Source organism: Thiocapsa sp., assembly GCF_022340925.1.
GTDB lineage: Bacteria > Pseudomonadota > Gammaproteobacteria > Chromatiales > Chromatiaceae > Thiocapsa.
Genome location: NZ_JAJDNA010000082.1, coordinates 1 through 9,269, shown reverse-complemented (window position 1 = coordinate 9,269; position 9,269 = coordinate 1). Strand labels below are relative to the sequence as shown.

Annotated in this window: 7 protein-coding genes; 2 read left to right on the top strand and 5 right to left on the bottom strand. The window is 65.5% G+C overall.

Features of this window, described 5'->3' with window-relative positions; genetic code table 11:
• A partial coding sequence (locus LJE61_RS10385; RefSeq protein WP_296918324.1) for an FmdB family zinc ribbon protein occupies nt 1-322 on the bottom strand: 322 nt, incomplete at its 3' end.
• Nucleotides 323-518: 196 nt separating this feature from the next.
• Here LJE61_RS10385 and LJE61_RS10380 point away from each other — a divergent pair.
• Nucleotides 519-1,373, top strand: coding sequence for an SDR family oxidoreductase (locus tag LJE61_RS10380; RefSeq protein WP_296918322.1), 855 nt, complete (start codon nt 519-521; stop codon nt 1,371-1,373).
• 33 nt (nt 1,374-1,406) lie between these two features.
• Here the strand turns inward: LJE61_RS10380 and greA are convergent, their stop codons facing one another.
• From greA to carA, 3 genes are all read right to left on the bottom strand, one after another.
• Nucleotides 1,407-1,883: a transcription elongation factor GreA gene (greA, locus tag LJE61_RS10375; RefSeq protein WP_296918320.1), complete on the bottom strand. Its 477-nt coding sequence runs from the start codon at nt 1,881-1,883 to the stop codon at nt 1,407-1,409.
• Between the two features lie 131 nt (nt 1,884-2,014).
• A complete protein-coding gene (carB, locus tag LJE61_RS10370; protein ID WP_296918318.1) occupies nt 2,015-5,224 on the bottom strand; it encodes a carbamoyl-phosphate synthase large subunit in 3,210 nt (1,069 codons plus the stop codon).
• Between the two features lie 17 nt (nt 5,225-5,241).
• Nucleotides 5,242-6,387, bottom strand: coding sequence for a glutamine-hydrolyzing carbamoyl-phosphate synthase small subunit (gene carA / locus LJE61_RS10365; protein WP_296911429.1), 1,146 nt, complete (start codon nt 6,385-6,387; stop codon nt 5,242-5,244).
• Nucleotides 6,388-6,766: 379 nt separating this feature from the next.
• On the opposite strand from carA, the gene trxA reads away from it, so the two are divergent.
• Nucleotides 6,767-7,627 (top strand): thioredoxin, encoded by an 861-nt coding sequence (gene trxA, locus LJE61_RS10360; RefSeq protein WP_296911431.1) that lies wholly within the window; start codon nt 6,767-6,769, stop codon nt 7,625-7,627.
• Nucleotides 7,628-7,747: 120 nt separating this feature from the next.
• On the opposite strand, the gene tilS is transcribed toward trxA, so the two are convergent.
• A complete protein-coding gene (gene tilS / locus LJE61_RS10355) occupies nt 7,748-9,112 on the bottom strand; it encodes a tRNA lysidine(34) synthetase TilS (RefSeq protein ID WP_296918316.1) in 1,365 nt (454 codons plus the stop codon).
• Between the last annotated feature and the right edge of the window lie 157 nt (nt 9,113-9,269).

The following is a 9,269-nucleotide window of genomic DNA, read 5'->3' as shown; positions in this document are numbered from 1 at the left end:
TCGCCTTTGCGGCCGTCCCCGAGTCGGACGCAGCGGCCTTCGCGCTCCCTGTGTCGGCCGACGCACCGGCGGCGGACGAGGCCCCTTCCCCCGACTTGGGATCCTTCTTCCCGCCGCCGTCGTGGAGATTCTTTTGATTGGACTTCTTAAAGTCCGTCTCGTACCAGCCACCCCCTTTGAGCCGAAAGGCCGCAGCGGAGATCCGCTTGCGCAGCGCCGGTTGCCCGCACTGGGGACAGTCGGTGAGCGGCGGGTCGCTTATCTTCTGCATCCGCTCGAGCTCGTGTCCGCAGCTCTCGCAGCGATATTCGTAGATCGGCATTGCTCGTTCCTCAAGATCACCATCAATGCAGCGGCGGATTTATAGGGATGCGGTCGGCGAAATCAAATCCAGCCCGCCACTCGGGCTTGCGCCCGGAACCGGGATCCGCCTTAATCTCATGCCAAGCCGTCCTGATGCACGTGGCGCAGACCCGTGCCTCCTGGGCGCCGTTGCGGATCCGTCACAATGGCAGCGGATGACCATGCCCCCAAAACGCTCTTTGCTCATCACCGGCTGCTCGAGCGGAATCGGCCTGACCTGCGCACTCGGTCTCGCTCGGCGCGGCTGGCAGGTGATCGCATCGGCGCGCAAGGCCGACGACGTGATCCGTCTCGAGGCGCAGGGCCTTTGCGCGATTCGACTCGACCTGGACGATCCCGCGGGCATCCGCGCCGGCCTCGCCCGGACCCTCGAGCTCACCGGCGGCACCCTCACCGCACTCTTCAACAATGGGGCTTACGGGCAACCTGGGGCGGTGGAGGACCTGAGCCGCGAGGTGCTGCGTGCCCAGCTGGAGACCAATCTGCTCGGCTGGCACGACCTCACCTGCCAAGTCATTCCCATCATGCGTCATCAGGGTCATGGCCGGATCGTGCAGAACAGCTCGATCCTCGGCTTCATCCCGCTACCCTATCGAGGGGCCTATGTCGCGAGCAAATACGCCCTCGAAGGGCTCACGGACACGCTCCGTCTTGAGCTGAGAGGGACGGGGATCTCAGTCTCGCTGATCGAGCCCGGTCCAATCCTGAGCCGATTCCGGGAGAACGCCTATGCCGCCTTCAAGGCCAACATCGACAGTGACCGGAGTGCCCACCGCCTCGCCTATGCGCGCGCAGAGACGCGGCTCACCCGGGCCGGCGCCGCCCAGCCCTTCACACTTCCGGCCGAGGCCGTCCTGAAAAAGCTGGTCCACGCGCTGGAGAGTCCCCGGCCGCGCACACGCTATGCCGTCACCCTGCCGACCCGTCTCTTCGCCGTGCTCAAGCGGGTCCTGCCCGACCGCGCATTGGATCGGGTGATTGCACTGATCTCGCGCGACGGTGCGGGCTAGGAGCTCGAGACGAGCCGCTCGGCAGGACGCGGTTTAAACGTACTGCACCTCCAGGATCTCGAACTCCCGAACGCCGCCCGGGACCTTCACCGAGGTCACGTCGCCCTCGCTTTTGCCGATCAGGCAACGGGCAATCGGCGAGGCGATCGAGATCTTACCCTGCTTGAGGTCGGCCTCGTCCTCGCCGACGATCTGGAAGGTATGCTCGATGTCCTTGTCCAGCTCCAGGACATTCACAGTGGAGCCGAACACGACCCGACCGTTGGCGGGCAGTTTCGTCACGTCGATGATCTGGGCATGCGCCAGCTTGCCTTCGATGTCCTTGATGCGGCCTTCGATGAATCCTTGCTGCTCTCGCGCAGCATGATACTCGGCGTTCTCCTTCAGATCGCCATGGGCCCGGGCCTCGGCAATCGCCTCGATCACGCGCGGACGCTCACTGCGCTTGAGTCGCTCGAGCTCTTCACGCAATTTTTCAGCGCCCCTGATGGTCAGCGGGACCTGGTTCATGGGTAGCTTCCTCGTCTGGATAGGCCGCCACCGCCCTGTCGGCCGATCGAGCCGAGGACCTGCAGCGGATCGAAACAATGGGTGTCAAACAGAAAGGCCGCGGGCGCCAAAAACGGCGCCCGTCATATCGGTCAGTACAAATCTTGTAACCGATTGACGCTCAGAATGTCCAGTTGTTTCAATGCCAGGCAAGTGGCCTCGGCCCCTGAGATGGTCGTGGTATAGCTCACCTTGTGCTGGAGTGCAGCCCGGCGAATGGCCGCCGAATCCGCGATCGCCTGCGCGCCCTCGGTCGTGTTGACGATGAAGCTGACCTCGTTGTTCTTGATCATGTCGACCACGTGCGGTCGCCCCTCGGCGACCTTGTTGACACCGATACAATCGAGGCCTGCCTCGCGCAGGGTCCGGGCCGTCCCATGGGTGCCGTAGAGCACAAAGCCGAACCCGATGAGATCCTTCGCCACCGAAGTCAGCCTGACCTTATCCGCTTCGCGAACGCTCAGCAGCGCCTTGCCGCGCAGCGGCGGCAGGAGCGTGCCGGCACCTTCCTGAGCCTTCGCATACGCCTCGCCAAAGGACTCGCCGATGCCCATCACCTCGCCGGTCGACTTCATCTCGGGACCCAGCAGCGTATCCACGCCGGGGAATTTGACGAAAGGAAAGACGGCCTCCTTGACGAAATAATGCTTGGGCGTCTGCTCGCGGCTCAGTCCCTGCTCCGCCAGAGTCTTGCCCACCATGCAGCGGGCGGCCACCTTCGCCAAGGGCACCCCGATTGCTTTGGAGACAAAGGGAACGGTCCGGGAGGCACGCGGGTTGACCTCGAGAATGAAGACATCCTCGCCCTTGACCGCGAACTGAGCGTTCATCAACCCGACCACGTTCAATGCTCGCGCCATCCGCGCCATTTGCCTGCGCATCCGATCCTGGATCGACGGGGACAGTGTGTAGGGCGGCAGCGAGCACGCCGAATCGCCCGAGTGCACTCCGGCCTGCTCGATGTGCTCCATGATGCCGCCGATCAGCACGTCCTGACCGTCGCAGATGGCATCGATATCCACCTCGATGGCATCGTCGAGAAAACGATCCAGCAAGACCGGCGACTCGTTGGAGACGCGAACCGCCTCGTGCATGTAACGATTGAGCTCGGATTCGTCGAAGACGATCTCCATCGCCCGCCCACCCAGCACGTAGGAGGGACGGACGACCAGGGGGTAGCCGATCGCCGCGGCCCGCTCGACCGCCTCGGACTCGCTGCGGGCGGTCGCATTGGGCGGTTGCCGCAAGGCCAGCTGATGGATCATCTGCTGGAATCGTTCGCGATCCTCTGCCAGATCGATGCTGTCCGGGCTCGTCCCGATGATGGGGACACCGGCCGCTTCCAGGTCGCGCGCAAGCTTCAGCGGGGTCTGACCGCCGTACTGCACGATGACCCCGAGCGGTCGCTCCCTGGCGACGATCTCGAGCACGTCCTCCAGGGTCAGCGGCTCGAAATAGAGCCGGTCGGAGGTATCATAATCGGTCGAGACGGTCTCGGGATTACAGTTGACCATGATGGTCTCATAGCCGTCGTCGCGCAGGGAGAACGCGGCATGGACACAACAATAGTCGAACTCGATCCCCTGCCCGATGCGATTCGGACCGCCGCCGAGCACCATGACCTTCCTCCGGTCGCTGGGGTCGGCCTCGCATTCCTCCTCGTAGGTGGAGTAGAGGTAAGCGGTGCTCGAGGCAAACTCGGCGGCGCAGGTGTCGACGCGCTTGTAAACCGGTCGAAGATCGAGCCGGTGTCGCAGCCCCCGGATCTCCTGCTCCGGTGCCCCGACCAGGTCCCCGATCCGCCGGTCCGAGAAACCCTTGCGCTTGAGCGCACGCAGGCAGTCGCGGTCGAGTGCCGCGCGACCGCCGGCGCGCACCCGCCGCTCTGTCTGCACCAGATCTTCGACCTGAGCCAGGAACCAGGGATCGATCCTGGACAGACCCTGGATCTGTTCGAGGCTCATCCCCAGCCGGAAGGCATCGGCGAGGTAAAAGAGCCGGTCGGCGCCGGTCTGACGCAGCTCATGGCGGACCCGCGTGACGGGATCCGGCTCCCTTGGGTCCACGATTTCGTCGAGCCCGTGGCGATCGATCTCCAGGCCGCGAACGGCCTTCTGCAGCGACTCCTGGAAGGTTCGGCCGATCGCCATCACCTCGCCCACCGATTTCATCTGCGTGGTGAGCCGAGGGTCGGCCTGGGGAAATTTCTCGAAGGCAAAGCGCGGGATCTTGGTGACCACGTAATCGATGCTGGGCTCGAACGAGGCCGGTGTCGCCCCGCCCGTGCTCTCGTTGCGCAGCTCATCGAGGGTGTAGCCCACGGCCAGCTTGGCGGCGACCTTGGCGATCGGGAATCCGGTTGCCTTGGAGGCCAAGGCCGACGAGCGCGAGACCCGGGGGTTCATCTCGATGATGATCATGCGACCGTCGTCCGGATTGATCGCGAACTGCACGTTCGAGCCGCCGGTGTCGACGCCGATCTCCCGCAATACCGCGATCGCGGCGTCGCGCATGATCTGAAATTCCTTGTCGGTCAGGGTCTGGGCGGGGGCGACCGTGATCGAATCACCGGTGTGCACACCCATGGGATCAAGGTTCTCGATCGAGCAGATGATGATGCAATTGTCCGCATGATCCCGGACCACCTCCATCTCGAACTCTTTCCATCCCAGGACCGACTCCTCGATCAGCAGCTCACGGGTCGGCGAGAGGTCAAGTCCGCGGCGGCAGATCTCTTCGAACTCTTCCTGGTTATACGCGATCCCGCCCCCGCTGCCGCCCATCGTGAAGGACGGACGGATGATCGTCGGAAAGCCGATCGAGGCCTGGACCTGGATCGCCTCTTCCAGACTATGGGCGATCGACGCGCGCGGCATGTCGAGCCCGATCCGGCGCATCGACTGGCGGAAGAGATCGCGATCCTCCGCCTTGTCGATCGCCTCCCGCGAGGCCCCGATCAGCTCGACGCCGAAGCGCTCGAGCACCCCCTCGCGGACCAGATCGAGCGCGCAGTTCAGGGCCGTCTGACCACCCATGGTCGGCAGCAGTGCATTCGGGCGCTCCCGCTCGATGATGGCCGCCACCGCGCGCCAGGTGACCGGCTCGATATAGGTCGCGTCGGCCATGTCCGGGTCGGTCATGATGGTCGCCGGGTTCGAGTTCACCAGGATGACCCGGTAGCCCTCCTCACGCAGTGCCTTGCAGGCCTGTGCCCCCGAATAATCGAACTCGCACGCCTGCCCGATCACGATCGGCCCCGAGCCGATGATCAGGATGCTCTGGATATCGGTACGCTTTGGCATGGGGGTTGATTCGCGGCTTAGGCCTTCCGGGCGCGCATGAGATCGATGAAACGGTCAAAGAGAGGCGCAAGATCATGGGGGCCCGGGCTCGCCTCGGGGTGACCCTGAAATCCGAACGCAGGCCGCTCGCGGTGACGGATGCCCTGCAGGCTGCCGTCGAACAGCGACCGGTGCGTCGCCTCGAGGTGGGCGGGCAGACTCTCCTCGTCCACCGCAAAACCATGGTTCTGGCTGCTGATCAAGACCGCACCGGTGCGCAGATCCTGCACCGGATGATTGGCCCCGTGGTGACCGAATTTCATCTTGAGGGTGCGCGCGCCGCACGCCAGACCGAGCAGTTGGTGGCCGAGACAGATACCGAAGAGCGGGACGTCGGTATCGAGCAGCTCGCGAATCGCCGCGATGGCATAGTCACAGGGCTCGGGGTCGCCAGGGCCATTGGAAAGGAACACCCCGTCAGGCCTGAGGCCGAGCACCGTCCCGCCTGGCATGTGAGCCGGGACGACGGTGACATGACAGCCCCGGTCGACCAGCATCCTGAGGATGTTGCGCTTGATGCCATAGTCGTAAGCGACGACGTGGAACGGGAGGCGCCCGCCGACCGGGTGAAGGGCTGCCGGCAGCCCGGCACCGAGCGTCCACACCCCCTGAGTCCAGGGATACGCCTCCGGCGTCGAGGCATGCTGGGCGAGATCCATGCCCTTGAGTCCCGGGAAAGCCCGCGCCGCGCGCAGCGCCGCCGCCTCGTCGATCGCCTCGCCGGCCTGAAGGCAGCCATTCTGAGCACCCTTCTCACGCAGGAGACGGGTCAGGCGCCGCGTATCGATCTCGGCAATGCCGGGGATGCCCTGGCGGCTCAGGTAGTCGTCGAGCCGCTCCTGGGCCCGAAAGTTGCTCGCCCGCACCGGCAGGTCACGAATGATCAGTCCGGCTGCCTGGACGCGGTCTGACTCCTCGTCCTCGACGTTCGTGCCGACGTTGCCGATGTGGGGGTAGGTCAGGGTGACGAGCTGCCGCAGGTAAGAGGGGTCGGTCAGGATTTCCTGATACCCGGACATGGAGGTGTTGAAAACCACCTCGCCGACGCTCGTTCCATCGGCGCCGATCGATGTTCCCCGGAAGACAGAGCCGTCCTCCAAGACGAGTACCGCGGGTTTGCTCAAGGCTTTCTCCGGTCCGGGCGAGGGCGTGAGACGGCCGCAATGGGGACAGGTACAGCGGCGAAATCACGCCAGGCGGGTCCTGGGCACTACCCCGACCCGCGGGAATTCTAAAGAACCCGAGCCCGGGTGTCCACGCGAGGCACGAACGGAAAAACCGGCGCGGGCGCACCGAGGCGCCCAGAGATCGACCAAGAGGGACAGATCGCTGCGCGCGACATGATGGTCATGGATGAAGCCGTTCGCGCGTGCCGGCAGTTTAGGTACGGACTCAGACAGTCGCGGACGTCTGACCGCGCTCGTCTTGAATCAACCCCATCCGACAGTTATGTTCACCAGAGATCCTGTGGCCATTTGATCCGTTTTCAGGAGTGCGCCGATCATGGTTGATTCTCTCAACACTGTGAACGTTACGGCGGAAAATTTTCAGTCGATCGTGCTCGAAGGCTCGTTCGAGCGCCCCGTCCTGGTCGATTTCTGGGCCGACTGGTGTGCGCCGTGCCGCATGTTGATGCCGATTCTGGCCAAACTGGCCGAGGAATACGGCGGACGCTTCCTGCTCGCCAAGGTCGATACCGAGGCGCAACAGGCGCTGGCCGCCGAGTTCGGCATCCGCAGCCTGCCTACCGTCCAGCTCTTCAAGTCCGGGCGTCCGGTGGATCAGTTCATGGGCGCACTGCCTGAGGGCCAGATCCGGGAGTTCCTGGACCGCCACATCCCGCGGGCCTCCGACGATCTGCTCGCGCAGGCACAGGGACTGATGGCGGGAGGCGACCTCGCGGGTGCCCAGGCCCTGATCGATCGCGCACACGAGCAGGATCCCGGCAACGTCCGTCTCGCGCTCGCCGAGTTGCAGCTCAAGGCGGCTCGCGGCGACGTCGCCGAGGCCCAGTCGGCGATCGAGCGGCTTCCGATCGAGCTGGCAAACGACCCCGAGGTGATCGCCCTGCGCGGCCAGCTCAGGTTCGCCAGCGCACTCGAGGGCGCCCCATCGGAGCCGGAGCTCGTCCGGACGCTGTCCGCAGACCCGAATGACAGCCGTGCCCGCTATCAGCTTGCCGCCCACCAGGTCGTCCGTGGGGACTATGAACCCGCACTGGAGAATCTCCTGACCTTGATGAAGCGCGACCGTGGGTTCGAAGAGGACGCCGGGCGCAAAGGGATGCTCGCCGTCTTCGATCTGCTTGGCGGCGGCGACCTGGTGGCCAGCTATCGCGCCAAGATGATGAATGCACTCTATTGAGCGGCGGCCGGAATGCATGCGCCGGCTCGAGGTGTCGCCGCCTCGCCCAGGCGGGCACGCATCGCAAGCCTAAACCCGGCGATCTTCGCATGCGCGTCAGACCCCATGCCGGCGCAACCATCAACACGCGAAGACGCCAAGCTCCTCCCAGGGGTGTCCGCGCCAACGCGGTGACTCGATCGGCCCCGGCCCGGATCCCTCATGCCCGCACCCGCAGACCCCGGCCACGGCGATCAGCCTCTCACCCGAGAGCACCAATGGCACATACGGACGAAGCCAGCGCGGAATCCCGGCCTCCTGGAGGAGCTTCTTCAACGCGCGCCGATGCGCAGCCAATCGCGGGCGGCAGGTCTGTCCGGTCAACCCGAAGCGGACCGTCAGAGCCCCTGCCGACCACGGATCCCGTCGCCGCCCATCGGCCATCTCCGGCCACTGCAGACTCCCGAGGCCGAGTGGGAGATTCAACCCGGCGAACGCGCTGTCAGGCTCCCAGCGGATCGCCAGGGCACCGGGTGACGGCGGCAGGGGAGGCAGGGCGAACAGATCGTCACGATAGCGGCGCACCTCGCACCCCGCCCAGGAGACCAGCGGGTCGGCATCCGGTCGGGCTCTGAGGAGCTCGTCGAGGATACGCGCCAGGTGCCGCGTCTGGGGTATCGCGAAGCCGCGGCGACGCAGCCACAGGCGCAGGGCCGACCTCTGCCGGCCCCGATCGAGCTTGGCGAGCGCCTGGATGCTCAGCGTTCCTCCACAACGGCCGGCGCTACCCGCCAGCGCGTCCGATGCGACGGCCTCGACGAGCCGCGCGCTCTCGGCGCAATGGCCCGCGCTGCGCGCCAGGGTCGCCGAGACCGCGGGCCAACGCGCTCGCAGCAGGGGAACCACGCGATGGCGAAGGTAATTGCGATCCAGTCGCTGCGCGCGATTGCTCGGGTCCTCAATCCAGGAAAGGCCCTGGTGCCGGGCATAGTGCTCCAGGGCCAGCCGCGGCACATCCAGCAGGGGGCGCAACAAGCGTCCTTGCCCGAGGACCGTCTCGGATGGCATCGCCGCCAACCCCTGGACACCGCTGCCGCGCAGCAGGGCGAGCAAGAGCGTCTCGGCCTGATCGTCCTGGTTGTGGGCAGTCAGCACGCAGTCGCCCGGCGCGAGCAGCGCCGCCAGGGCACGATAACGGGACTGGCGTGCCATCGCCTCGATGCTCTCCCCGGGGAGCGGCTGCAGCTGCAGGCATCGGATCACAAGCGGAACGCCGAGGGCGTCGCATTGGCGTGCACAATGCGCGGACCAAAGAGACGAGTCCGCATGGAGGCCATGATCGATATGGATCGCTCGAAGCTCACCGGGCAGGCGCCCGCAGATCGAGCAGGCCGCATGCAGCAGCACCGTCGAGTCCAGACCGCCGCTATAGGCGACCCAGCAGTGATCCGACGGCCTCAGATGAGCCAGGGCGCCGCCCAGACAGTCCGGCCCGAACCGGGTCATGCGGTCACCGTGGGGTCGGGCGCTCGTCCTTGAACTCGCCGTAGCTCATCAGGCGTTTGTAGCGCTTGGCGACAAGGATATCCGGATCGGTCCCGCACAGCTCCTCCAAGCGGCTCAGCAGCGCCGACTTGATCGAGGCCGCGACGGCGTCGGGGTT

Excerpts from the sequence above, each read along its gene's own strand:
- carB (WP_296918318.1), bottom strand. The coding sequence starts at position 5,224 with ATGCCAAAGCGTACCGATATCCAGAGCATCCTGATCATCGGCTCGGGG.
- tilS (WP_296918316.1), bottom strand. The coding sequence starts at position 9,112 with ATGACCCGGTTCGGGCCGGACTGTCTGGGCGGCGCCCTGGCTCATCTG.
- trxA (WP_296911431.1), top strand. The coding sequence starts at position 6,767 with ATGGTTGATTCTCTCAACACTGTGAACGTTACGGCGGAAAATTTTCAG.
- LJE61_RS10380 (WP_296918322.1), top strand. The coding sequence starts at position 519 with ATGACCATGCCCCCAAAACGCTCTTTGCTCATCACCGGCTGCTCGAGC.
- greA (WP_296918320.1), bottom strand. The coding sequence starts at position 1,883 with ATGAACCAGGTCCCGCTGACCATCAGGGGCGCTGAAAAATTGCGTGAA.